Source organism: Frankia sp. RB5, from assembly GCF_059816245.1.
In genome coordinates, this window is the sequence record NZ_JCBATA010000161.1 from 1 (window position 1) to 1,220 (window position 1,220).

General features: G+C 71.3%; 1 pseudogene. It reads left to right on the forward strand.

The window, feature by feature from the left end:
- Nucleotides 1–1,220 (forward strand): annotated as a pseudogene (gene tnpB, locus AC6EXY_RS33295) (IS607 family element RNA-guided endonuclease TnpB); the annotation flags it as partial.

Below are 1,220 nucleotides of genomic sequence, written 5' to 3' on the forward strand. Positions count from 1 at the left end.
GGTTCGCACTCGACCCGAACGACGCCCGGGCCGCGAACCTGCGTCGCCACGCGGGGGCGGCCCGGTTCGCCTACAACTGGGCCTGGCCCGGGTGAAGGCCGCGTTCGCGCAGCGCGACGCGGAGAAGTCCTACGGCCTGGACGGCGACCTGCTCACCCCGGTGCCGTGGACGCTGCCCGTGCTGCGGCTTGCCTGGAACGCCGCCAAGCGGGACGTCGCGCCCTGGTGGGACGAGTGCTCGAAGGAGGCGTACTCGGCCGGGCTGGACCAGTTGGCCCGTGCGTTGAAGAACTTCACCGACTCCCGGAAGGGAAAGCGGAAGGGCCGCCGGGTCGGTTTTCCCCGGTTCAAGAAGCGCGGGAAGGCCCGCGACTCGTTCCGCTACACGACCGGCGCCTACGGCCCCGCGACCGATCTGTACGTGAAACTGCCCCGGATCGGCCGGGTCAAGGTCGGCGAGCCGATGGGCGCGCTCACGTCGCGGCTGGCGGATGGCCGGGAGCGGCTGGGTGGAGCGACGGTGTCCCGGACGGCGGGCCGCTGGTTCGTGTCGTTCACCGTCGGCGCCGACCGGGACGTTCCCGAACGGCCGACCCGCCGTCAACGGACGGGCGGCACGGTCGGCGTCGACCTGGGCGTGAAACACCTCGCGGTCCTGTCCACCGGCGAGACGGTGGCGAACCCGAAACGGCACGCCGCCGCGCTGCGGACACTGCGCCGCGCGTCGCGGGCCTATGCCCGGTCGAAGCCGGGCAGCGCTGGGCGCCGGCAGCGCGCCGCCGGGCTCGCGACGATCCATGCCCGGGTCGCGAACCAGCGCCGCGACGGGCTACACAAACTCACGACACGGCTCGCCCGGTCCCACGACGTGATCGTGGTCGAGGATCTACACGTCGCCGGGATGGTCCGCAACCGCCGGCTCGCCCGCGCCGTCTCGGACACCGGGATGGCCGAGATCCGGCGACAACTCACCTACAAGACCGTCTGGTACGGATCGCGGCTCGTCGTCGCCGACCGGTGGTACCCGTCGAGTAAGACCTGTTCCGGCTGTGGCTGGCGAAACCCAAGCCTCACCCTGGCCGACCGCACGTTCGCATGCCAGTCCTGCGGGCTGGTGATCGACCGCGACCTGAACGCCGCGATCAACCTGCGTCACCTCGTCGCCGCTAGTACGTCGGAGACGGTAAACGCCCGTGGAGCCGACCATAAGACCCGCATGA